The organism is Streptomyces sp. N50 (assembly GCF_033335955.1).
GTDB lineage: Bacteria > Actinomycetota > Actinomycetes > Streptomycetales > Streptomycetaceae > Streptomyces.
On the sequence record NZ_CP137549.1, the window covers coordinates 6,856,680 to 6,880,274 of the forward strand.

At 70.4% G+C, this 23,595-nt stretch carries 18 protein-coding genes; 12 read left to right on the forward strand and 6 right to left on the reverse strand.

All coding sequences use genetic code 11. From position 1 onward, the window contains the following. The first annotated feature begins 130 nt into the window (after positions 1 to 130). The 5 genes from R2B38_RS31045 (at position 131) to R2B38_RS31065 (ending at position 6,876) form a co-directional block, all read left to right on the forward strand. The gene (locus tag R2B38_RS31045; protein WP_019064765.1) at positions 131 to 424 is read left to right on the forward strand and encodes a DUF503 domain-containing protein; all 294 of its coding nucleotides are present in this window, start codon (positions 131 to 133) and stop codon (positions 422 to 424) included. A gap of 87 nt (positions 425 to 511) precedes the next feature. Then, entirely contained in the window at positions 512 to 961 is a 450-nt protein-coding gene (rbfA, locus tag R2B38_RS31050) for a 30S ribosome-binding factor RbfA (protein ID WP_318019170.1), read from the forward strand. Beyond that, positions 958 to 1,863 (forward strand): tRNA pseudouridine(55) synthase TruB, encoded by a 906-nt coding sequence (truB, locus tag R2B38_RS31055; RefSeq protein WP_318019171.1) that lies wholly within the window; start codon positions 958 to 960, stop codon positions 1,861 to 1,863. The genes rbfA and truB overlap by 4 nt, the downstream gene beginning before the upstream one ends. 266 nt (positions 1,864 to 2,129) lie before the next feature. Continuing rightward, complete coding sequence (locus tag R2B38_RS31060; protein WP_318019172.1) at positions 2,130 to 5,777, forward strand: trypsin-like peptidase domain-containing protein; 3,648 nt, start codon at positions 2,130 to 2,132, stop codon at positions 5,775 to 5,777. Between the two features lie 139 nt (positions 5,778 to 5,916). Further along, a complete protein-coding gene (locus R2B38_RS31065) occupies positions 5,917 to 6,876 on the forward strand; it encodes a bifunctional riboflavin kinase/FAD synthetase (RefSeq protein ID WP_318019173.1) in 960 nt (319 codons plus the stop codon). A gap of 79 nt (positions 6,877 to 6,955) precedes the next feature. Here the strand turns inward: R2B38_RS31065 and R2B38_RS31070 are convergent, their stop codons facing one another. From R2B38_RS31070 to eccE, 3 genes are all read right to left on the reverse strand, one after another. Next, positions 6,956 to 10,252: an SCO5717 family growth-regulating ATPase gene (locus R2B38_RS31070; protein WP_318019174.1), complete on the reverse strand. Its 3,297-nt coding sequence runs from the start codon at positions 10,250 to 10,252 to the stop codon at positions 6,956 to 6,958. Between the two features lie 381 nt (positions 10,253 to 10,633). Beyond that, on the reverse strand, positions 10,634 to 11,350 hold the full coding sequence (locus tag R2B38_RS31075; RefSeq protein WP_318019175.1) for a hypothetical protein: 717 nt from the start codon (positions 11,348 to 11,350) through the stop codon (positions 10,634 to 10,636). Next, positions 11,347 to 12,681, reverse strand: coding sequence for a type VII secretion protein EccE (eccE, locus tag R2B38_RS31080; RefSeq protein ID WP_318019176.1), 1,335 nt, complete (start codon positions 12,679 to 12,681; stop codon positions 11,347 to 11,349). The genes R2B38_RS31075 and eccE overlap by 4 nt, the downstream gene beginning before the upstream one ends. A 198-nt stretch (positions 12,682 to 12,879) precedes the next feature. On the opposite strand from eccE, the gene eccB reads away from it, so the two are divergent. The 7 genes from eccB (at position 12,880) to R2B38_RS31115 (ending at position 20,334) form a co-directional block, all read left to right on the forward strand. Then, on the forward strand, positions 12,880 to 14,400 hold the full coding sequence (gene eccB / locus R2B38_RS31085; RefSeq protein WP_318019177.1) for a type VII secretion protein EccB: 1,521 nt from the start codon (positions 12,880 to 12,882) through the stop codon (positions 14,398 to 14,400). Between the two features lie 12 nt (positions 14,401 to 14,412). After that, positions 14,413 to 15,678 (forward strand): type VII secretion-associated serine protease mycosin, encoded by a 1,266-nt coding sequence (mycP, locus tag R2B38_RS31090; protein WP_411978510.1) that lies wholly within the window; start codon positions 14,413 to 14,415, stop codon positions 15,676 to 15,678. A gap of 479 nt (positions 15,679 to 16,157) precedes the next feature. Beyond that, positions 16,158 to 16,550, forward strand: a complete 393-nt coding sequence (locus tag R2B38_RS31095; protein WP_318019178.1) for a hypothetical protein — start codon at positions 16,158 to 16,160, stop codon at positions 16,548 to 16,550. Further along, the gene (locus R2B38_RS31100) at positions 16,550 to 18,247 is read left to right on the forward strand and encodes a hypothetical protein (RefSeq protein ID WP_318019179.1); all 1,698 of its coding nucleotides are present in this window, start codon (positions 16,550 to 16,552) and stop codon (positions 18,245 to 18,247) included. The genes R2B38_RS31095 and R2B38_RS31100 overlap by 1 nt, the downstream gene beginning before the upstream one ends. Before the next feature lie 97 nt (positions 18,248 to 18,344). Beyond that, positions 18,345 to 19,529 carry a S8 family serine peptidase gene (locus R2B38_RS31105; RefSeq protein WP_318019180.1) on the forward strand — a complete coding sequence of 395 codons (1,185 nt, stop codon included), beginning with the start codon at positions 18,345 to 18,347 and terminating at the stop codon, positions 19,527 to 19,529. A 96-nt stretch (positions 19,530 to 19,625) separates the two neighbouring features. Beyond that, entirely contained in the window at positions 19,626 to 19,964 is a 339-nt protein-coding gene (locus R2B38_RS31110) for a WXG100 family type VII secretion target (RefSeq protein ID WP_318019181.1), read from the forward strand. A 64-nt stretch (positions 19,965 to 20,028) separates the two neighbouring features. Continuing rightward, positions 20,029 to 20,334: a WXG100 family type VII secretion target gene (locus R2B38_RS31115; protein ID WP_019064779.1), complete on the forward strand. Its 306-nt coding sequence runs from the start codon at positions 20,029 to 20,031 to the stop codon at positions 20,332 to 20,334. A 96-nt stretch (positions 20,335 to 20,430) separates the two neighbouring features. On the opposite strand, the gene R2B38_RS31120 is transcribed toward R2B38_RS31115, so the two are convergent. Genes R2B38_RS31120 through R2B38_RS31130 form a run of 3 tightly spaced genes read right to left on the reverse strand, consistent with a single transcriptional unit; the run spans position 20,431 to position 23,500 of the window. Then, a complete protein-coding gene (locus tag R2B38_RS31120; RefSeq protein WP_318019182.1) occupies positions 20,431 to 20,940 on the reverse strand; it encodes a hypothetical protein in 510 nt (169 codons plus the stop codon). Positions 20,941 to 20,984: 44 nt separating this feature from the next. Further along, positions 20,985 to 23,054 (reverse strand): DUF6571 family protein, encoded by a 2,070-nt coding sequence (locus tag R2B38_RS31125; protein WP_318019183.1) that lies wholly within the window; start codon positions 23,052 to 23,054, stop codon positions 20,985 to 20,987. Next, positions 23,054 to 23,500: a hypothetical protein gene (locus R2B38_RS31130; RefSeq protein WP_318019184.1), complete on the reverse strand. Its 447-nt coding sequence runs from the start codon at positions 23,498 to 23,500 to the stop codon at positions 23,054 to 23,056. The genes R2B38_RS31125 and R2B38_RS31130 overlap by 1 nt, the downstream gene beginning before the upstream one ends. Between the last annotated feature and the right edge of the window lie 95 nt (positions 23,501 to 23,595).

Below are 23,595 nucleotides of genomic sequence, written 5' to 3' on the forward strand. Positions count from 1 at the left end.
CAGCACGCGATCGGGGCCGGTCGGCGGAGAGAATTTCCGTCGATCGGCCCCGGCCGTTGCGTGTACGGTTCCTGTATCGGCGTCCGAGCGCGGCGCCCGTACCCCGAACCGGCGGGACATCCGGACACACATGTATGTGGGGACTCTGTCCTTCGACCTGCTCCTCGGCGACGTCCACTCGCTGAAGGAGAAACGCTCTCTCGTCCGTCCGATCGTGGCCGAACTCCAGCGCAAGTACGCGGTGAGCGCGGCCGAGACGGGCAGCCAGGACCTCCACCGCAGGGCCGAGATCGGGCTCGCGGTGGTCTCCGGGGACACGGGCCACCTCACGGACGTACTGGACCGCTGCGAGCGACTCGTCGCCGCGCGGCCCGAGGTGGAACTGCTCTCCGTTCGACGCAGACTCCACAGCGACGAAGACTGAAGCCGGACGAGACCGAAGTCGGACGACGACTGAAGCAAGCAGCAAGACGTAGTTGCAGCACGACGTAGTTACTAAGGAGACGGACCAGTGGCCGACAACGCGCGTGCCAAGAGGCTGGCGGACCTCATCCGAGAGGTGGTGGCCCAGAAGCTGCAGCGCGGCATCAAGGACCCCCGGCTCGGCACCCACGTCACCATCACGGACACCCGCGTCACGGGCGACCTGCGGGAGGCGACCGTCTTCTACACGGTCTACGGCGACGACGAGACGCGGGCCGAAGCGGCGGCGGGCCTCGAGAGCGCCCGGGGCGTCCTGCGCTCCGCCGTGGGCGCGGCGGCCGGCGTGAAGTTCACCCCGACCCTCACCTTCGTCGCGGACGCCCTCCCGGACACCGCCAAGACCATCGAGGACCTCCTCGACAAGGCACGGCAGTCCGACGAGAAGGTCCGCGAGGTCTCGGCGGGCGCGGCCTACGCCGGTGACGCGGACCCGTACAAGAAGCCCGGCGAGGACGACGAGGACGACGCCTCCGAATGACCGAGAAAACCCCGACGCCCGACGGCCTTGTCATCGTGGACAAGCCGTCGGGCTTCACCTCGCACGACGTCGTCGCCAAGATGCGCGGCATCGCCCGCACCCGCCGCGTCGGGCACGCGGGCACCCTCGACCCCATGGCCACGGGCGTACTCGTCCTGGGAGTCGAGAAGGCGACAAAGCTCCTGGGGCACTTGGCCCTCACGGAGAAGGAGTACCTGGGCACGATCCGCCTGGGCCAGAGCACCCTGACCGACGACGCCGAGGGCGAGATCACGGGGTCGACAGACGCCTCGAAGGTCACCCGGGACGCCGTCGACGCCGGGATCGCCAAGCTCAGCGGGCAGATCATGCAGGTCCCGTCCAAGGTCAGCGCCATCAAGATCAACGGCGTGCGCTCCTACAAACGGGCCCGCGACGGCGAGGACTTCGAGATCCCCGCCCGCCCCGTCACCATCTCCTCCTTCGCGGTCTACGACGTCCGGGACGCCGTGGCCGAGGACGGCACCCCCGTCCTGGACCTGGTGGTCTCGGTGGTCTGCTCGTCCGGCACCTACATCCGGGCCCTGGCCCGCGACCTGGGCGAGGACCTCGGCGTGGGCGGCCACCTGACCGCACTGCGCCGCACCCGCGTCGGCCCGTACAAGCTGGACACGGCGAGGACCCTGGACCAGCTCCAGGAGGAGCTGACGGTGATGCCGATCGCCGAGGCGGCCGAGGCAGCGTTCCCGCGCTGGTCCGTGGACTCCCGTCGGGCGAAGCTGCTCCTCAACGGCGTCCGCCTGGACATCCCCGAGGAGTACGCGGGCGTCGGCGCGGTCGGCGTCTTCGACCCCGAGGGCCGCTTCCTGGCGCTCGTGGAGGAACAGAAGGGCAAGGCCAAGAGCCTCGCGGTCTTCGCCTGAGAAACGCTCCCGGGCGGGCCGGAGCCTCAACTCCCGCCCGTGGAGCGGCGGTCACGGGGTCTACGTTCCCGCCGCTCCACGGTCCCCCCTCGGTTCCCCCACCCCTAGGGTGTATCCAACCCTCCGCTTCTATTCACCCGTCCGGGCAGGCGCTCGGAGTGAACCGAGGGAGCGGAAGGGGGCGCGTTCACCACGCGATCTGTCCCGCTGATCACGCCACGCCTACCGTCGAACACAGGGCATGGGTACGGCGGGGAGGTTCGACCATGGCGGGACGTGGCCCGCGGACGGGCGGCGGCCGTCGGACGCGGGAAGACGCACGAGCAGAGCGATCGACGCGGGACGCCGTGCCGGGTGTTGCTGCCGCGCCGGGTGCCGCGCCCGCTGCCGGTGACGAGTCCTTGGTGCGCATCCGCGACCTCGCCGGGCGCCCGCGCGGCACCGGTTTCGTAGCCGACCACCACGGCACGGTGATCACCAGCCACGAGGCGGTCGACGGCCTGCCCCGCCTCGTCCTGCACGCCACCGGCGACCGCACCTGCCTGGTGACGGCCGACGCGGTGACCCCGCTGCCCGCCCTCGATCTGGCCCTCGTCCGCACCGAGGGCCTGGGCGTCGACCCGCTCCCCGTCACGATCCGGGAGCGTGTCGAGACCGGCACGTACGTCCGCGTCGCAGCGGACCGCTGGCGCGAGGCCCGCCTCCTGGGCGCGACCTCCGTGACCTACACGGCCACCGACCGCTTCCATCTCCTCGACGACGCCCTGGAGTTGGCGATCGGCACGGCGGGGCGGGACGCGCTGCGGCTGGGCGGGGGAGCGGCCGGCGGGCCGGTCCTCGACGCGGTGACCGGAGCGGTGATCGGTGTCCTGGGTACGGCGTTGCAGTCCGGGCAACGGGACACGGGGTTCGCGGTGCCGCTGCGCCAAGTGCCGGATGGGGAAAGGGGGTTGGGGGCTGTCCACGGGCCCCTGGTCGACCTCCTCGCACGGAACGCGGCGACCGTGCCCGCGTACGGCGCCGACCTCAACCTCGCGGGAGTCCTGGAACTGACGGCCACCTCGGTGGGCTCGGACGGGCCGCCGTGGGCACTCGCGGGGTTCGTCGGTCCCGGGCGGGACGGCGACGGCGCGTGTGTGGTGGAGCCGGTCGAACGACCTTCCCTGGTACGGGAGTTCACCGCCTTCACCGAGAGCCCGGCCGCCGTGCTCGGGCTCGTCGGGGCGCCGGGCAGCGGCCGTACGACAGAACTCGCGGCGCTCGCCGCGCGGCGCAACGGCGGTGCGGAACCGGCTCCCACGCTGTGGTTGCGCGGCGCCGATCTGCGGGACGGGGACGCGTCGGTGGCGGACGCGGCGCGCAGGACGGTGGAGCGGGCGGCCCGGATCGTCGCCGCGTCGGTCTCGCCGGCGGGGGACTCCGGCGACCTGGGTGATGTCTGCCCCGAGCGGCTGGCGCGGGTGGCCCGTGACGCCGGGCGGCCCTTGCTGTTGCTGCTCGACGGGCCTGAGGAGATGCCGCCTGTGCTGGCTCATCGGCTGGGGGAGTGGACCCGGGGGACGGGGGAGTGGTTGCGGGAGAGCGGGGCGCGGTTGGTGGTGGGGTGTCGGGCGGAGTACTGGGAAGGGGCGGGGTTTTCACGGGAGTTGCTGTACGGCGGGGTGCCCGGGCCTCATGGCGCAGGCCCGCGTCACTCAGCCCGTCCGGCGTTTGAGGACGAGGCCGTTCAGGCCGATGGGGGGTCTGGGGGCGGAGCCCCCGGGACGGTTCCGCCGGTGTGCGTGCACCTTGGGGACCTCGGCCCGCACGAAGCCCGCCGAGCCCGCGCAGCGTACGGCGTTCCGGAGGGCGTCCTCACCGGAACCGACGCCCGGCACCCCCTCGCCCTCCGGCTCCTCTCCGAGGTGCTCGCCGCGCTGCCCGCCGCCCCCGACACCCAGATCGACCGCGACGACGTGTTCGCCGCCTACCTCGACCTCATGTGCCTCCGGATCGCCGTCCGCCTCGCCGCGGAGAACGGCCTGCGCGGCACCGCCGTGAGGCGCCTCGCGGCGAAGGTGTCAGGGCAGGTGCACGAGGCGGCTCGGCGCAGTCTCGGGCCGGGGCAGGGGGAGTTGGACCGGGAGTCGTTCGAGGCGGTGTTCCCGTGGGGACCCGCACCGGCGCGGCTCGGCGGCGGTACGGGGTGGGCGTCCGCCGTCCTCACCGAGGGGCTGCTCGTGCCGGCCGGGACCGGATACCGGTTCGCCCACGAGGAGTTGGCCGACTGGATCCAGGGCACGCACCTCGACCTCGACGAGGCCCTGCGGGCGCTGGTCCACCGGTCCAGGAATCCACAGACTGGGCACCCCCTCCCCGTCCCGCACCACCGTATCGGCCCCGTCGTACAGGCCCTGCTGCTCCTCGCCCGACAACACGGCACCCGCCAACTGGCCGTACGGCTGGAGGAGTTGGCGGATGCCCTGGGCGCCGACCCGGACTCCTGGTGGGCCGCCCACCTGCTCGCCGAGGTGTTGCGGAGGGTGCCCGATGCCACGCCGTACGGCAACGCATTGCGGCTGCTGGCCGACCAGTTGGTGACACAGGGGCGGGAACAGGCCGCCGTACCGAAGGAGTTCGGGCCGGAGTTCTGGGCCGCGCTGCGCCTGCCCCATGCCGAGCGGTTCGAGTTGCTGCGGCGGCTCGTGCTCACCGACGGATCCCCGCAGGACAGCGCCCCGCCCCGATTCCTGGACTCCGCCGCCGAGTTGCTCGCCGCCGACCCCGCCGCCGTACAGCCGCTGCTGACCCGGTGGTTCGACGACGAGCGGCCGTTGCCCGCGACACCGGAGGCGACCGTGGCGACGGCCGCGCAGGTGTTGCTGCACACGCATCGGCGGCGGGGGCTGGACGATCTGACGGAGGTGCTCGTCGGGTGCGCGCACGGGCGGGCCGACGAACTCCTCGCCGTGCTCGCCGAGGAGGAGCCCTCGGCCGTGTGCCGGGCCGTGGACCGGTGGGCGCACGACGAGCGGCCGGCGCGCAGGGTGGCGGCGGTGGCGTACGGACTGCGGGCCGCGCCGCACGTACGGACCGAGGCGGACCGTGAACTCCTGCGCTACGCGGCCGAGTTCCTCCTGGCCCGCCCCGCAGACTCCACCCTGCACGGCGGCGCGCTCGCGCTCCTCGTCCGCGATCCGCACACCCGCACCCGCCATCTCCCGCAGGCGCTACGGCACTTCGCGTCCGGCGACCCCCAGTTCCCGCCGAGCGCGCTGGCCGCCGCGCTGACCACGCACCCCGAACCGGTCCTGGAGGCCTTCCGCGCCCGGCTGCACGGACCGCACGCCGGCGAGGCGGTCCGCACGCTCGCCGGCGTGGCGGCCCCGGCCCTCGCGCGCCGGGCCGCCGCGCTGGTGCGCGAGACCGCCGTACGGTGGCCGGAGACGGCCGCGTACCTCGGCGTCTACGTCGACCGGTGCCTCGACCACGGCCCCGAGGTCCGCGCGATCCTGTTCCCCCTGGTCACCGGCCTCCTGGACGGCGGCCCGGCATCGGTGCGGACCGCCCTCGCGCCCGTGCTCGCCGCCCCCGGCACCCCGGCATCCCGCCCCCTGCGCCGCGAACTCCTGGAGTTCCTGCTCGCGCACGAGCACGACCCCGCCGTACTGGACGCACTCCTGCACACGGCGGGGCGACGCGACGACGACGAGATCCGCGACCTCGTCCACCGCACCGGCCGGCTGCTCGTCCGTACCCCCGCGGGCGCGACCCGTTTCGACCGCGGGCTCGTCGACCTGGGCCGCCACGTGCCCGGCTTCGCCGCCCTGATGGCCCGCTGGCTGGCCGACACCCCGGAGGACTGGGCGGCGGTGGTCGGACCCAGCACGCGGCGCATGATCGAGAACCTGGCCGGGGTGGGGGTTCCCGCATAGCGGCCCCGGTACGTGCGCCCGGTCACAGCCTCCAGGCCGATGCGGGCCACAGGCCCCCGGCATGGCACCCTTAGACCTGCGTAAGAGGTCAATGACACAGGTCTACATACGGACACGGGTTCGATGAGGAGCGGTCACAGTGCAGCGCTGGCGTGGCTTGGAGGACATCCCTGAGGACTGGGGGCGCAGTGTCGTCACCATCGGTTCTTATGACGGGGTCCACCGCGGGCACCAGCTGATCATCCGGCATGCCGTGGAGCGCGCCCGTGAGCTGGGCGTTCCCTCTGTCGTCGTCACCTTCGACCCGCACCCCAGCGAGGTCGTGCGCCCCGGCAGCCACCCGCCGCTGCTCGCCCCGCACCACCGCCGAGCCGAACTGATGGCCGAGCTGGGGGTCGACGCGGCGCTGATCCTGCCGTTCACCAAAGAGTTCTCGAAACTGTCCCCGGCCGACTTCGTGGTCAAGGTCCTGGTGGACAAACTGCACGCGAAGGCGGTCGTCGAGGGCCCGAACTTCCGCTTCGGCCACAAGGCCGCGGGCAATGTGGCCTTCCTGATCGAGCAGGGCAAGACATACGACTTCGAGGTAGAGGTGGTGGATCTTTACGTGAGCGGTGCGGCGGGCGGCGGCGAGCCCTTCTCTTCCACACTGACCAGGCGCCTGGTCGCCGAGGGCGACGTCGAGGGTGCCCGCGAGATTCTCGGCCGCCCGCACCGGGTGGAGGGCGTCGTGGTGCGCGGCGCCCAGCGCGGCCGCGAAATGGGCTTCCCGACGGCCAACGTCGAGACCCTGCCCCACACGGCGATCCCGGCCGACGGCGTCTACGCCGGTTACCTCCATGTCGAGGGCGAGGCCATGCCGGCCGCGATCTCGGTCGGCACGAACCCGCAGTTCGACGGCACCGAGCGCACGGTGGAGGCGTACGCGATCGACCGCGTCGGCCTCGACCTGTACGGCCTGCATGTCGCCGTCGACTTCCTCGCGTTCGTGCGCGGCCAGGCGAAGTTCGACTCGCTGGAGGGCCTGCTGGAGCAGATCGCCCAGGACGTGAAGCGCTGCCGGGAACTGATCTCGGCGGACACGGGCGACGCCGGGTAGCTGTTCTGGTTCCTGTTGTCGTTCTACGACGGCGAAGGGCGGCCGGTGCTGGTGAGCACCGGCCGCCCTTCGCGTGCGTCTACTGCTGCGGGGGTGCCGACGGCGGGGGCGGGGGCGGAGCCTGGTCGCCGTCCGGCCGGCCGTAGCCCGGGTGCTGGGGGTACGGCGGGGCGGGCTGCTGTGCCGGGGGCTGACCCTGCTGGGGGTAGGGCTGCTGACCGTACAACTGCTGGCCGGGGTGCGGCGGTTGCGGCTGCGGTTGGTGCTGTTGCTGCTGCTGGGGGTAGGGACCGGGTTGCCCGGGAGCCTGCTGGCCCGGGTACTGCTGTTGGCCCGGATAACCCTGCTGCCCGGGCTGTCCCGGGTACCCCGGATATCCCTGCTGGCCCGGCATCGGCGGGGCCAGGACAGGGGGAGGGTTGCCGTCGCTCGTCCACAGGCCGTGCATCTGCTGGTGGCGGACGAAGTCCTCGGCGACCAGGGCCGCGAGGTTGAAGTACGACTCCCTGACCTTCGGCCGCATCATGTCGAGGTCGACCTCGGCGCCGGCGGCGAGATGCTCGTCGAACGGCACGACCACGACACCCCGGCAGCGCGTCTCGAAGTGGCTGACGATGTCCTCCACCTTGATCGTCTTGCCGGTCTCCCGGACACCGGAGATGACCGTGAGCGAGCGTGAGACCAGGTCGGCGTAGCCGTGCGCCGACAGCCAGTCCAGCGTCGTACTCGCGCTGCTCGCACCGTCCACGGACGGCGTCGAGATGATGATGAGCTGGTCGGCGAGGTCCAGCACACCGCGCATCGCGCTGTAGAGCAGACCGGTACCGGAGTCGGTGAGGATGATCGGGTACTGCTTGCCCAGGACGTCGAGCGCGCGCCGGTAGTCCTCGTCGTTGAAGGTGGTGGAGACGGCCGGGTCGACGTCGTTGGCGATGATCTCCAGGCCGGAGGCCGCCTGGGAGGTGAACCGGCGGATGTCCATGTACGAGTTGAGGTACGGGATCGCCTGGACCAGGTCGCGGATGGTCGCGCCGGTCTCACGGCGCACGCGGCGGCCGAGGGTGCCGGCGTCCGGGTTGGCGTCGATCGCGAGGATCTTGTCCTGGCGCTCGGTGGCGAGGGTGGAGCCCAGCGCGGTGGTGGTCGTGGTCTTGCCGACACCGCCCTTGAGGCTGATCACCGCGATCCGGTAGCACGACAGCACCGGCGTCCGGATCAGCTCCAACTTCCGCTGCCGCTCGGCCTCTTCCTTCTTGCCGCCGAGCTTGAACCGCGAGGGGGCGGCACCGGGCCGGCCGCTCTTCGCCTTCTGCTTCTTGTTGCTGAGCAGCCGGTCCGACGACAGCTCCACGGCCGCGGTGTAACCGAGCGGCGCGGCACCGGGGTTGGTCGGCTGCCGCTGGTCGTGCCGGATGGGCTGCGGCCAGGCGGCACCGGTGCGGGGGTCCACCGGGGGTTGGGCGGGGGGCTGGGACTGGGGGTGCGGATGCGGCTGGGGCGCGTGCGGGGGCTGCGGTCCCTCGGGCTGGGCCTGCTGCGCGGGGCCGGGGGGCGCAGGGGGGAAGCCGTAGCCGCTCTGGGGGGTGGGCGGGCCTTGCTGTGCCGGTCCCTGGGGGAAGCCGTAACTGCCTTGTTGGTCCGGTGCGTTGGGGGTGGGCGGGCCCTGCGGGGCGGGCGCCGGAGGGAAGCCGTAGCCGCTCTGCTGGTCCGGTGCGTGGGGAGCGGGCGGGCCCTGCGGGGCCGGTTCCTGGGGGAAGCCTTGGCTGCCTTGTTGGTCGGGTGCGTTGGGGGCGGGCGGGCCCTGTGGTGCCGGTGCCTGAGGGAAGCCGTAGCCGCCCTGTTGGTTCGGGGGTGCCGGGGTCGGCTGGGCCTGCTGCGCGGGCGGGAGCGGGAAGCCGTAGCCGCCGCCTTGCTGGTTCGGCGGGCTCGGCTGTGCCGGCGCAGGGGGGAAGCCGTAACTGCCCTGCTGGTCCGGTGCGTTGGGGGTGTTCGGGGCGGGCTGGGGCTGCTGGGCCGGTGCCTGTGGGGGCGGGAAGCCGTAGCCGCTCTGCTGGTTCGGTGCGGGGGCCGGGGGTGTGGGGGGCGGGAAGCCGTAACCGGTGGGGCCCGCCGTGGGCGCCGGGCCCTGCGGGGTCGGCGCCAGCGGTGCGTCCCAGGCCGCGGGTGCCGGCTGCGGTGGCTGCGGCTGGAACGGAGGCTGCTGCTGGGGCGGCGACGGCGGCTGGGCCGGGGCCGCGACCGGCTGCTGCGGTACGGGCGGCTGGGGCGTGGCGGGGTCCACCGACGGGGGCTGAGCCTGGGGGTGGGGCTGCGCGGGCCACTGGTCGGCCGGGGCCGGGGCGGCGGGCTGGTAGGAGGGCGGCAGCGGCGGGACGCCGCTCTGCGGGGCCGGCGGGGGAGCCCAGGCGGGCGGGGCCTCCTGTACGTCAGCCTGTACGTCCGCAGTGGCGCCCGTCGCCGGGTCGGCGGCCTGGGGGGAGTCGGCCTCGGGTGTGGCCGGTGTGGTGTCGACGCTGCTCGGCTCGTGCTCCGGGGCGTCGGCCATGTCACCGGCCGTGTCATCCGCCGGGGCGTCGGCCGGGTCTGCGGTGGGGTCCGTGTCGGGGGCCGCCGTAGAGGCGGGAGTGCTGTCGGTGCTCTCGCCGTCGGTGTCGTTCGCGGAGTTCGCGGATTCCGTGGAGTCCCCGGTGCCCGTGTCGGCGACTGCGCCGTCCTCGGCCTGAGTGCTCGCCTCGGCGGCGTCGGTGCTCTCGGTGCCACCGTTCTCCGGGACCTCGCCCTCGAACTCCGGCTTCCCGGAACCCGGTTCCGCGTCACCGGCGCCTTCGGCGGAACCCTCGGCCGGAGCCGGAGCCGGAGCCGGAGCCGGAGCCGGAGCCGCAGCCGGAGCCGGAGCCGCAGCCGGAGCCGCCGGGGTTTCCGCAGCGGTCTGCTCAGGGGCGGCCGGCGTCTCCGTACCCCGCTCCGTGATCTCCCGCTTCAGCGCGGCGGAAGAGATCCGCATCGTCGACCCGCTCACGAGGTCGCCGTTCTCAGGCTCCTCCTCGACGGGGGCCGCGGGCGGCGGAACCGCGGCCGCGGGTGCCCAGCCGGGCTGGAAGCCGGAGTGGTCCGGCGGTGCGGGCACCGGGAACGCGGGGCCGACCGGGGGCGCCGGAGGCGGGGGAGGCATCGCCGTGCCGCTCGCCGGGGTCGGCGGCGGTGAGGCCTGCGCGGACGCGCCCGTCGCGCCGCCGGACGAGTTCTGCGTGTACCAGGCCGGCGGCGCGTAGTCGATCGTGAACTCGCCCGTCATCTCGATGGCGGACTCGTCGTCGGGCTGGTCATCGCCGGGCGTGGCCCAGCCCCCGCGGATCCCGTCCCGATCGCTGCTCACAATTCCTCCTGGTGTGGTCGAGCACCCTCATGTCGTGCCGGGGCGACCGCTCGTGTCGTACGGGCCCGGTCCGCCGAAAGCGTCGGGAACGGTCGGTCGGCGGCCCGAATCGATCGGATCCGCCCGGCCCGTCCCCCGAAGCGCTTGTCGGCCCGGCCGCGGGCCCTGACGCGGCGCCCGGTCCCAGCCTAATCACCACAAGCAACCTCACGGCAGGCCCGTCCACCTCTCCGCGCCCGTCCAACGCGCCACACGGCGCCCGGAACCGGCACACATGCCCACCGACCCGTCGTGCAAAACGGGTGATAGCGATGCGCATCCTCTACGGGACAGGGGGCGAAAGGTGCTTAATCGTTCAATGTCGGTCAGTGGTCCGCGAGTTCAGTCCATCCGGCGTGGTGTACCCAACAATCCGATCTCGGCGTCCGTGGGCTGGGTCATCACATACTGCCGGTCGCGGTCGCCGCACCAGAGCGTGACGCCGTCCGGGAGCGTGGGCAGGGAGTCGACGTCGGCCCGGGGGAGCGCCATGGCGCGGCCCAGTTCCGCCGACTCGTCCGGCGAGATCCGCTGCACCCCGACGAGCCGGGCCTGCCGTATGAGCCGGGGCGCGACAGGACTGAGGTACGGCAGCAGGGTCAGCACCGACTGCCAGGGCCCGGACACGACCCGCCCGCGCGGCGGACGCATCCCGCAGTCCCGCACCACGAGCACGGGCGTGCCCGCCGAGGCGCCCTGCGGCTGGACGCGGCCCACGTCGTACACCGCCAGGCCGTTCTGCCCGCCGCCCATGGCGTGGACCATCTGCATCCAGGCCTGCGGGCGGCCGGTCTCCACGGCGACGCGCGCGCCGGTCGCCGCCGCTCTGAGGGCGATGACCTGGGCGGTCCACAGGCCGCCGATGAGGACGACGTCGTACGGAGTGGGCCGGTTGACGCCCAGCACCGCGGGCTGTCCCTCGGTGTCGACGCCGATCACGACGCCGTCGTCGCCGATGGGCAGCGCGAGCGCGTCGACCTGTTCGGGGGAGAGCACATGCCGTCCGTGCCGCGGGCCGATCAGGCCGAGGCCGCTGCGCAGCATCGCCGGCGCGGTCATCGGGCACCTCCGAGGGGCAGCGTGGCGAGCACACCCGGGAGCTGCTCGCGGTCGAGGCGGGCCAGGGCCAGGCCCGTGTGCCGTGCCGCGCCCTCCAACGCGTGCCGCGCCGCGACCAGTTCGTCGTCGCTGCGGCCCGTCACCCGAAGGTGCCCGCTCATCGACACCTCCTGGCGCTCGCCGCGCGCGAGCGTGAGGCTGAACGTCGTGGCGAGCGCCGGTGTGGCCGTGAGCAGGGCGATCAGCTGCGGCAACGACGGGCCGCGGCCGCCCAGTTGGGGCCAGCGGCGGATCCAGTAGGTCGTGTGTCTGCGGTTGTCGCAGCGCCAACTGCGGCTGGACTCCTCGGTCCGGCGCTCCCGCGTCTCGGTCCGTCCGGCCTCCGCCGTCACCAGGGGGTTCGCGCAGGCGGAGGTGGCGAGGGCCGCGGTCAGCTCCTCCTCGCTGAGGATCGTCGTGCGGAAACCGGCACCGGTGAGGCGGCTCGCGAGATGGTCGGCGACGCGCACGACGCACTTCTGCGTTCCGGTGAGCCCGCCGCCCCGGGCGGCCACGGCCTCCAGGCACTGCTCGGGGTCGAGCTTCAGCGCGATCCAGGTGATGCGCACCGCCGGGGCGCCGGTCTGCTCCTGCAGCGGTGCGTAGTTGGTGACGGCCACGGAGTGCTGGGGCAGGTGCAGCGCGGGCGCGGGCTGGGTGTGCAGCACGAGCTGCGCCGACTCCAGCCGGATGCCGTCCACTTCGAGCGCGTCCCGCACCAGTGAGAGCGGCAGCGGATGCCGGCCGCGGTCGGCCCGCAGCGCGGTGACATCGGCCTCGACCTGCACGACGGCGGTCACGAAGGTGCCGTCCCCGACCAGCCCGATGGGACGCCGGTCCCGGCCGCCGTACGAATACGTCCTCAGGGTGGGGTCGCACTCCAGGGCCGGTGCGAGACCGGGCTCGGTGCCCGGCGGTGTCTCCGCGGTGGCGGCGCTCTTCTGGCGTGCCTTCAACGCCCGCGCGGTGCCCAGCCATTCGGGCAGGGAGCGGCCGCGCCGACGGACGAAGGCGAGCAGCACGAGCGCCACGGCGACGATGCCCGCGGGCACCAGTGCCATGGGGTCGATCGCCCAGCCGACGAGGAGGACGGCCGCCGCGATCTCCAGCAGGACGAGCCGTTGCAACCGGAATGCCCCGCCCTGTCCGCGGCGCGTCCTGAGATGAAGTCCGCCTGAGCTCTGGGACGGTGTGCCCGCCGCTGACGGCGGCTGCGCGGACCCCGGCCCGGGCGTCCCGGAGCCTCTCGTCCGCGACCGGTCACGAGACCGTGTCCGTGTTCCGGAAGCCATCACTCCATCCCCCCGTATTACTCACAACTCACCGCTGTTCCAGCACCACATAGGGCCCTCGAAGGTCCAGGTACCCTACCCGCTCCCCACGTCACCGCGGATACCAGGCATAGTAGGTGCCCGGTCTGACATCGATGGGCGGGGGACGGCGGACCCCCGAGCGCTGCCCAGGCGGAACACGGGGAGAGACAGACACAGATGGCATCTCGGCGGGACCAGCTCAACGCCTACACCTTCGCGAAGCGGCGCATGCTGGCGTCCTTCGTGCAGTCGTCCCCGGACGGTTCGGAGGAGGGGGCGCCGCGGCCGCTGCGCGGAGTGGTGCCGGGCGTCATCGTGGGCGTGGTCGTCATGGCGGTCTTCGGCGCCTGGGGCATGTTCAAACCGACCGCGCCCGAGGGCTGGGACACCCCCAAGTCGAAGGTGATCATCGCCAGCAAGTCGACCACCCGCTACGTCGTCCTGACGACCGACGGCAAGACCCAGCTGCATCCCGTCCTCAACATGGCGTCCGCGAAGCTGCTGCTCAACGCCGGCCAGGGCGAGGTCGTCACCGTCGACGAGTCGGTCCTCGACGGCGGCAAGATCCCGCACGGCGTCACCGTCGGCATCCCGTACGCCCCCGACCGTCTTCCCTCGGCGAGCGAGGCGGGCGCCGAGAAGCGCTGGGCGGTGTGCGAGCGCCCGAGCGCGGGCGGCGGTTCCATCCAGAAGGCGGCGCTGGTCCTCGCCGAGCGCGACATGAAGAGGACCGAGGGCAAGCAGCGGCTGCGGGGCGGAGAGCTCCTCTACGTGGTGGACCCGGACAAGAACCGCTACGTGGTGGACGCGAGCGGCACGGCGTACCCCGTGGACAAGGGCGACGAGCTGCTGCTGCGCGCCGTCGTCGGCTCCGGCCGTGTGCCCGAGCGCGTCTCCCCGGAGTGGCTGGCCACCCTGCACCAGGGCGACCCGATCGACTTCCCGAGCATCGGCGCCACACCCGGTACGGCCGCCGGCGCCCCGGGTGAGCTGGACGCGTCGACCAACAAGGTGGGCATGGTGCTCACGGCGTCCGACGCCAGCGGTGAGCACTACTACGTAGTGCTTCCTGGCAAGGTCGCGCAGGTCTCCGCCTTCGTCGCCCAACTCCTGCTGTCCAGCAAGGACTTGGCCCCGCTCGGCCAGGCCGGTCACGCCACCGGGGTGAGCGCGGGCGAGATCACCCCGGAGGGGACCTTCGGCGCCGAGCACCGCTGGCCCACCAAGGAGCCCAAGGCCGTCAACGAGGCCTCGGACGCGTCCGGCAGCCGCAGCACGATCTGCAACGTCCTGCAGAAGGTCGGCGCCAAGGGCGCCACCACCCTGACGACCTGGGCGGGCACCGACTTCCCCGCCCCGCTCCCCACCGACTCCACCAGCGCCTACGTCACGCCCGGCTCAGGGCAGCTCTTCCGCCAGTTCCAGGGCGAGGAGACCAAGGCCGGCCCCGTCTTCCTGGTCACCGACACGGGCCTGCGGTACGTCCTGCAGTCCAACGCCGACAGCGCCACGAACGACTCGGGCATCGGTACGACGGCCAAGGAACGCCAGCAGGAGCAGCAGGAGGCCGAACAGGCCCAGATCCGGCTCGGCTACGCCGACGTCGACCCGGCGCCGATCCCCGCCTCCTGGTCCGAGTTCCTGCCCACGGGCCCCCGCCTGTCGACGGCGGCGGCACGTCAACCGCAGGGTTCGTAGGGGGAGTCGGGCATGCCGTACAAGACTTCCCCGCGCCCCCTGCGCGCGATCGCGGCCATGGCCTCCGCGGCCGCGACCCTGGCCGTGTCCACCGTCGTGCTCGCGCCCCCCGCGGCGGCGGACGACAGCTTCTCGGACCAGTGCACGTTCCCCAACAAGGAGTACCCGGGCCGCCCTTGGGCCCTGCAACGCGTCCTCCTGGACGAGCTGTGGAACCAGTCCAAGGGCAAGGGTGTCCGGGTGGCGGTGATCGACACCGGCGTGGACGTGAAGAACCCCCAGCTCACCCACGCGGTGGACGTGAAGAGCGGCCGTAACCTCCTGCCCAGGAACCTCAAGGACAGCAACGGCGACAAGATCGCGCGGGGCAGCGAGAACGGCACGACCGACACCGTGGGACACGGCACCAAGGTCGCCGGCATCATCGCCGCCCGTCCGATCAGCGGCACCGGTTTCGTGGGCCTGGCCCCCGAGGCGACCATCATCCCGATCCAGCAGAACGACGCGGACGGCCACGGCACGGCGAAGACGCTCACGGACGCGATCAACTACGCGATCCAGGCCAAGGCCGACGTCATCAACATCTCCCAGGACACGTCGAACGCGGTGAAGCCCGACCCCTCCCTGGAGTCGGCGATCGACGCGGCACTGTCGAGGAAGATCGTGGTGGTGGCGTCGGCGGGCAACGACGGCCAGGGCGGCAACGTCAAGAAGACGTACCCGGCGTCCTTCCCGGGCGTCCTCGCGGTCGCGGCCTCCGACCGCAACAACGAACGGGCGTCCTTCTCCCAGTCCGGCGACTTCGTCGGCGTCGCGGCACCCGGCGTCGACATGATCTCCACCGTCCCCAAGGGCGGTCACTGCTCCGACAACGGTACGAGTTTCTCGGCGCCGTACGTCGCCGGTGTCGCCGCGCTGATCAAGGCGAAGCACCCGGACTGGACCGCCCGCGAGGTCGTCGCCCAGATCGAGCAGACCGCCGAGCGCACCATCGCCGGCCACGACCGCCTCGTCGGCTGGGGCGTCGTCGACCCGGTCCGCGCCCTCACGGAGGACGACCACCCGATCGAGTCCCCCGACCCCCAGGACGGCCTCACCAAGGCCCAGGCCCCGTCCCCCGCGAAGCTCCAACTCGGCGAGACCGCCGACGAACACGACGCCCGCCTCGCGACCTACGTCGCCCTGGGCGCGGCCGTGCTGGTGGCGGGACTCGGCGGCACGGCGGTGGCGACACGGGACGCGCGCAAGCGGGCGCGGCGGGTGGCGGGGCTGGACTGACGTCCGGCGCGATCCTCGGGTGGCGCCGATACAGCCTCCGTCTGTCTGTCAAGAGGCCGCGACCTGCGAAGGAGCAATCCAGGGGCGGCAGTTGACGGAACCGGACGACACCATTCGCAATGGTCACGCAGCAACGACCACTCACACGTGTGCGGCTCCATCAATTGAGTAGCCGTACTCAGGCCGCCGACCTGCGGGTCACATAGCGTCAAGGGGCGGCAGCGGCCCAGGTGAACGCGAGGGCACGCCGTGAAGGAGCGGTGAAGCTTGGTCGAGTGGTAGCACAGCTGTCGCATAAGGCAGTTGGGGCTGTCACAGGAAGCGACTAGAGTGATTGCGTTGCGGAGAGGAACGCTCACGGGGTGCGGTCACTCGGGGGCGGGCGACGAAAACGGGGAGGGGAAGGCATCATGCCTCCTGTTGACGGTGGAGGGGGCTTCAGGGCAAGCCTGGAAGCGCTCGGAACGTTCAAGAAGCGTGTGGACGGGGTGCTTTCGACCTTCGAGAGCTCACCGGGCAGTGCGCACAAGGTCGGGGCGCACGAGCTCACCCAGGCTTCCTTCGGCGGTGGCAGCGGTTTCGGCGAGGCCAAGGGCCTGCACGCACAGTACGAGCGGGTCCACGAGCGCCTCACCGCGCTCTCCAAGAACCTGGGCCTCCAGATCGAGGCGCTCCAGATCGCCGTGAGCGCCGCGCACAACAACTTCCACAACGTCGACGAGGACCAGCGGCGCCGGTTCTGGGAGATCCAGACACAGCTCAGCCGTGAGCACGCCGAGGCGCTGCAGGAGCAGCAGGCCGCGGAGGCGGCGAAGGACGGCAAGCCCGAGCAGGGGCGTTCCGACGACAAGCAGTCCAAGGCCGGGTACTGATGGGTGACGAGCAGAAGCAGCCGGATCCGCACCAGGCGGAAATGACGCAGGCGACCGAGCAGGTCGGTGTCATCGATGCCGCCAACACCGTGTCGAAAATGATGGGCGGCGTCTTCGGCTTCGGCGGCAACGTCCGGTGCTTCGGCAAGACCGACTTCGAGAACCACCGCCTGAACGACATGATCGACATGGTCGAGACCGCGAGTCCGGAGCACCTGGAGAACGCGGGCAAGGCCCTGTGGGACGCCCGCGACGCCATCAACGACGCGGCCGAGGAACTCAGCGGCCACATCGACAACGTCGACTGGGAAGGCGACTCCGGTCAGGCCTTCCGCGACTGGGGCAGCGACCTCGTCACCTACGCCGTCAACCTCGCGTCCTTCGCGGAAGTCGCCGGCACCCAGATCGCGGCCGCGGCCACGGGCCTCGCCTCCGTCCGCATCGCCATGCCGCCCCGCGACACCCGCTTCAACACCAGCCAGACGCCCAGCGACATTCCGCTGCCTGCGCGCGTCTCGGCCAACGGGGAGTACACCGAGGCGGTCAAGGTCGAGAAGAACCGACAGGAGGCGATCAACCAGATGAATCGGTTGTCGTCCTTCTACTCGGTCTCGGAGGAGACGCTGGCGGCACAGGAGCCGCCTACGTTTTTGCAGGCTATGCCGGATGTGGGGGTGCCTAAGCCCGCTGTGCGGGAACACAATCCCGGCGATGGGGGCGGATCGCGGACCAGGAGCGGTCTCGGCATCTCGCGTGAGACGGCGGTGGTCACCCATGACACCTCGAGTGTCGTGGGTGGTCGCCCTCATACGGTAGACGTCGCGTCAGCGGTCAAGCATCCGGACGACCTGCCCGTCCACACGGACCACGATGTCGGCACGAAGATCGACGGAGTGGACACTCTGCCGTCCCAAACGGCCACGACACCGACCAGCCTGGCGCCATCGGTGACGGGTCCCGGCGGGGGCACCAACGGGATGATTCCGCCCGTTGCGACAGGAAGCGTCCCTCCTGTCTTCAGCGGACCTGTCGGTCGAACATCGGCATTCGGTGGAGTGTCTGGGAGCAAAGGCCCATTGTCGGCCGAGGGGCGCGTTGGCACTCCCAGCGGCACTGCCGCCGCGCGGGGTGCCACGGGCCCAGCGGGTCGCGCGGCTGCCACTGGGCAGCCAAGCGTCCGGGGCGGTGGGCCGGCGGCGGGTAGGTCACCCGTCGTGCGAGGTGTTACCGGTGGGACGCCGCGTCCTATTGGTGCTGCTGAGGGTCGCCCCGGTGGAGTGGGCTCCACCGGGGCGGCACGTGGGAATGGTGTTGTCGGCGGGAAACCCGCAGCGAGTGCTACCTCGGGATCGACCGGTGCCAGGGTGCCTCGCGGCACGGTCGTCGGCGCGGAAGGCAGCTCCAGAAGCCGTACGCCTACCGGCAAGATCGGGCAACGCGGGGTCATCGGAGCTCCGGGCTCAACATCCGCTGCCGGCCAGAAGCAGTCCGGACGTCCTGCCACGAGCAACCCTGACGGGGTCGTCGGTACGCCCAACAATCGGACCTCCGGAGGAAGAAATACCGGACTTACCGGAGGCAGTACTGGGACCGCGAATGGTCGAACGGGAAATCGGCGGCGCACGAGAAGCGAAGAGCGCGAGAGTGAACGCCAGGCCGAGACGCAGAGCCGCAACGCGCCACCAGCGACCGACTGAACGACGAGCGAGGACTCACAGAGGTATGACAGGGACCAGCCGACGGGGCAGATTGACTCCAGTTTCCGCAGGACGTGCCGGAAGAAGGGTGTCTGTCGTGTGCGCCGCACTCGGTGCCTTCGCCGTCATGTCTTCAGGGCTGGCTCCGAGCGCGGTTGCTGCCGACGTCCAGTCGAAGCAGTGGTACTTGGACGCGATGGACGCTACCGGGATGTGGAAGGTAAGCACTGGCAAGGGCGTGAAGGTGGCCGTCATCGACTCAGGGGTCAACCCTGAGACCCCTTCTCTGAGGGGCCAGGTGCTCGTCGACGAGGTACCGAAAGCCGTCGCTTACCACGCCACCAAAGATCTCATGGGGCACGGAACGAGCATGGCGGAACTTATCGCCGGAACTGGGGCTGGCGGCGGTCTGAAGGGCCTCGCTCCGGGCGCGAAGATTGTGCCGTACCGGGTCCAGGGCGACGAGTTGAAGGGCGAAGAGCTTACAAAGTCGCCGGCGGTAGCGGAAGCGGTGAGGGCCGCGGCTGACACGGACGCCAAAATCATCAACATGTCCGTCGGTAGCCCCTATATCTATCCCGACGAAGAGGCAGCAATGAAGTACGCCTACTCCAAGGGAAAGTTGTTGTTCGCTGCCGTCGGAAATGACGGGGACAAGAAGAACCCCATCAACTACCCGGCTGCCTACCCTTATGTGGTCGGAGTGTCTGCGGCAGACAAGAATGGCAAGGTCGGATCGTTCTCGACGTACGGCAATTATGTCGATATGGCCGCTCCCGGGCTCGACGTGCCGTACTGGTGTGACGCAACGTTCCGCTCGTACTGTCAAGAACAAGGAACGAGCATGGCCTCTGCCATCGCCTCTGCCTCCGCCGCCCTGATCTGGTCGGCCCACCCCAACTGGACGGCCAATCAGGTCCTCCGCACCCTCATCGACACCGCAGGCAGGGACTGGCCGAAAAGCAAGCCGAGTAACTACCTCGGCTACGGCCTGATCCGGCCCCGCAAGGTGCTGGAGAGCAACAGCATCAGTCCGGGCGCGGCCGACACAGACCCTCTCAGTGTCGAGAACGGAACCGGAGTCACCGGGGCCCCCTCTCCCTCCACCGCACCCTCGCCCAAAGCCCCCAACCCCACATCAGGCGGCCAGACTTCCGCCGCGGCATCGACCTCCGACTCGTCCGGCAACACCACCCTGTGGCTCGCTCTCGGCGCCGCAGCGGCCGTAGTCGTGCTCGGCGGTGGGGCCTTCGCGGTGGCCCGTTCGCGGCGAGGCGCATGAGAGCTCGTACACCGGGCTCACCCGACCAACCAGCGCTTCACCACTCGGTGTCGCGCCCCAGGAACACCAACCTCTCTCGCGAAAGGGAGTGCCGAGATGGCTGACGGCCGCAAGCTTGATGACGCACATGTACAAAAGCTCCAGACGAACGTCATCGACAGGTACGAGAACGTCAAGAAGCACCTGCAGAAGCTCCAGGGCTGCATCGACATGATCGAGGCGAACTGGACGGGGCACGGTGCCAACGCCTTCAAGACCAAGCAGCACGAGATCAACGACCACATGGTCGGCATCGGCCGCATGCTCGACGACTTCCTGAACGGAATTCACCTCACCAAGCAGGACAAGGACAAGTTGGAGGACGAACTCCACTCCACGATCTCCAGCATCGAAGTGGACGCCGGTGCGAAGACCTCGGCGCTCAACCTCTACTGACCGCCCCGAGCGTCGCACCCCGGACCGCGAGGTCCCTCTCACATCGTCAAGGAGATGAGGAAACATGACCGGCACGCCGCACATGCAGGATCTCGCCGTCAAGTACGGCACCCTGGACGCGCTCGCCACTGAACTCGGCAACCTGGCCAAGCAGTTGGAGAGCGACCTCACGGCGCTGAAGAAGGGCGTCCACGACGCGGCCGAGGGCTGGGCCGGTGACGCCTACGAATCCTTCAACCGGAAGTCGCGGGAGTGGGACGGCCACACCACCGCCATTCACCAGGCGCTGCTGTCCATCACACAGAAGGTGCACCAGGCCGGCGGCGACTACCGCGGCGGCGACAAGAAGGCGGCCAGCTTCTTCGAGTAGGACTGGTCAGCCGGAGACAACGGGGTGGGCATGCACGGGAGGTGCCCACCCCGTCCTCGTGTTCCGGGCCGCAGTGTGTTCGTCCGAGGCAGTGGCTCAACTCGCCTGCGTGCAGCCCTGCTTGGCCATGGCCTTCGGGAAGTACGACTTCAGGAACGAGCGCAGCGCATCCCGCCGCTGCGAGGTCTTCTCGGGGACCTTCTTCTGGAGCTGCACCAGCGTGACGAACTTGCGCTGTCGGCCTTCGTACGTGCACTCGGCCACCGCCAGCGCTCCGTTGTCCGCCACTCTGGCGCTGTCACCGACGTCGACGGAGGCGGGGTTGCCGAGGCGTACCAGGGCCCGGTCCTGGACCTTGATGGGATCGGTGTCCGCGGGGACGACGTCGCCCGTCAGATAGACGACCAGGTTGCCGTCCACCGACAGGCGGCAGCGCGGGCTCTCCTGCCCGGCGTCGTAGGCGCGCTGGGTGAGCTTCTTTCCGTCCGGCAGGAAGGGCGACAGCAGATCCGAGTCGACGGCCACTCCACAGACCTTGTCCGGCACGCTGTAGGCGCGTGAGCCCGAGTCCGTGCAGCCGGCCGTGGCCAGGAGAAGGATCGTCACCGCGGCGGCCGTGCGCCGCACCGAAGGTCCCGCCACACGTGTGATCACTGGTTGCCCGCCAGTCCCTGAGCCCGCGCGTTGCCGTCGAAGGCGGCACCGTTGATCTCGGACGTCAGTGTGTATCTGTTGCTGTCGCCGTGGTTCGGATTGGCGTCGATCCACAGGTCGCTGAGTTTCTGCAACTGGTTCTCCCGCGCGGTGAACACCTCGCCGTTCTGGCGTGCGTTGTCGTCGTTGATACGGGCCTGCTCGTCCAACTGCCATTGATACGTGAGGGCATCGACCCCGCGCTGTGCCGCGTCACCGACGACCGGAATGAAGTTCACGGCGCCGCCGAAGCCGTGGTAGAGCCATTTCGCGTTCCACGAAGGATCCTCCTTGTCGGTCGCCAGGGCCTGATAGCGGGCCTCTTCCAGGAAGCCCACCGTGTGCCCGGCTCGGAGCAGGGTCTCCTTGGGGTCGCTGGGGTGGTCCGTGTAGATGTCGCGGACCATCTCCTTGTTCAGACCGTCGTTGAGGATTCCGTACGCGTGCTGATCACGGGACACCTGTTTCGTCACTTCCAGCAACTGGTGCCGGTCGAGCTGGCGGGGGTCACCGGGATCGTCCGCGAGCGAACTCGCCGTGTTGTGCACCTCGTCGCCGTAGTTCACCAGCACCTTCGCCATGTCGTCCCGCATCTCGGGAGCGAAGTCGTCACCCGTGCCGGAGATGATTCTCAGCGACCGGTCGAGGACACTGCGGTTCTCGGCACTGTGGTCCACCGGAACGGCATGCGGATCATTGGGGTTGACACCGGTGGCCGCGGCTACGAGTGCGTTACCGGTGGCCTCGCGTGACTGGTTTCCGTCGTGGCTGTCCAGCGGTGTGTCGTCGAATACGGGACGGTCTTTGAGAACCCATTCCGCGTTGTCCTGAGGCTGGGTCTCGTTGAAGAACGCGGTCGCGGCGTCGGGACTGTTCGAGAGGGCTGTCATGAAACCGGTCATCGGGTCCCGGCCGAAGTCCTCGCCGATGAAGTTCATCTTGGGCATGGGCGGCCCGCCCATGCCGTTCCAGTAATGGTCGGGAACCTGCATCTTCTTCTCGGTCGAGACGAGCGCGTTCCCGTACCGGTCCAGAAACGTGTCGTCGTAGTCCCCGACGCGCATGAGGTTGCTCATGAGCTGGAAGCCGTAGACCTGCGTCCCGCGGGTCTGGATACGGTCGTCCGCGAGGTTGACCATGCCGTCCTCCCACTGCTGCATGGCCGGTGAGTCCGACCGCGTCGCGCCCGCGAGGGTGAGGCCGAGGTTCTTCTGGAGATCGCCGAGCTGGTCCAGGCGGGCCCGCTGGAGATCGCCTCCGTCGGAGGGGTCGGACAGATCCGCCCAGAAGTCGAGCACGCCTTTCGGGCCCAGCGTGGTGGCGAACTTCTCCTGGAACAGGGGGTCGTTCCTGTATCCCGCGAGCTGTCGGTTGAGATCGTCGAATTCCTCGGGGGACATGGAGTCCCCCTTGGTCTTGATGAGATTCGCGTATTTCTCGGCGTCCTTGAGCGCCTGCGCGGCGGAGTCCCGGTCCTCGTACGCCGCGCCGGAGAAGCCGTACTTGGCCTCGTCCGCTATTGCGCGCAGCGCGTCGGAGGCGGTGTCGTCGCTGTTGGTCGCCCTGGTGAGGAGGCGTTTGACGTCCTCGCACAGTTCGTCCACGTCCTGTTGACTGTGGTCGGGAACCGTGGTTCCCTTCGCGGCGCGGTCGGGGTGGATGTTCATGGTGACGGTGAAGGAGCCGTTGCCGGTGTCCATCACGGTGAGGTTCTTCTTGAGACCCCGTGAGATCGTCTCGACCAACTGGTCGTGATAGCCGACGAGTTCGTCGTGGGTGTCCTTGAGGATGTTGTAGATCGTCGTCGCCTGGGTGTGGGCGTCGGTGAACTCGCCGGCCGTCTTGGTGATGAACTCGCGGGAGACGGTCGCGTTGACGCCGGACCAACTGGCCTTGTCGGCGAGCCCCTTGAGGCCTTCACGCGCGTCCTTCTCCAGGGTTTCCAGGTGTTTCACCACCTGGGACCAGTCGTCGATGGCCGTGCCGAGCGAGGCGAAGTTCCCGAATCGGAGCGTGTCGAGGTCCATCAGTGACCCGTCCCTTCACTGAAACCCTTGTCCAGTGTCGAGATGCTGCTGATCTGCCCGGCTATGTAGAACTCGTCGCCCTGGTGCGCCTTTTTGGTGTAGTCCATGTGGTTGGAGATATGGGCGCACGCGTCGAGCAGACTGGTGAGCTGCTCTTCCCACCGCTGTTGTACGTGGTCCAGCGCCCCGCCGAGCTTGAACCCCTGGGTCGTGAGATCCGAGGCCGCGGTCTGGCTGCTCGACCACGCGTCACGGCCGTAGCGGCCCAGGTCCTGCCAGAGCGTGAACGCCCGGTCGCCGATCGCCGCCAGATCCTTGTGGTTGACGGTCAGATCACCTTGCGGCGTGCTGCCGCCGCCGTCCGCCGGAATCTGATTGAGCCGCATGTGCGTCGACTGCTTCTGCGCGGCCTGGCTCTTCAGCTGTTCCCACTCGTCCCATGCCACGTGTGGACCCCTTCCCCGTGTCCCCGTAAGACCCCGCCCTTCGGACGGGACCAGTCCGTCAACCTAGCAACAGCCCGGTCCGGAGCCTTGGTTCA